1 protein-coding gene is annotated in these 367 nt (G+C 45.2%); it reads left to right on the top strand.

All coding sequences use genetic code 11. The features are described 5' to 3' along the window. On the top strand, positions 1-367 hold a 367-nt coding region (locus AC1D0P_RS32135; RefSeq protein ID WP_477680424.1), incomplete at both ends, for a hypothetical protein.

Below are 367 nucleotides of genomic sequence, written 5' to 3' on the forward strand. Positions count from 1 at the left end.
GAAGAGCCCGCGCACGCTGACGGATATATTATACCCGGTGTTTCTGCCGGCAATTCGCAAGTCGATCGGGGAAAAGATCGACCAGACCTTTCAGTCGCTGAATGAAACTTTAAGACATATATTTACCTGGCATGGACTCAAGTGGAGATTTGAGTCTTGGAGAACTGGTGCCAGCTTCTCGGAAGTTGTTCTAAAGCATTCTCTTGTCTATCGCGTAGAACATGTCTTTCTTATTGACCGAAATTCCGGGCTTTTGATCGCGCATGTAACTGCCGAAAACGCAACGAGCGAAGATCCTCAACTTATTTCTTCGATGCTCAGTGCTATTCAAGACTTTGTTAAAGACTCATTCAACGAGAAAGAACAG

It is taken from the genome of Polaromonas sp. P1_G2 (assembly GCF_056405515.1).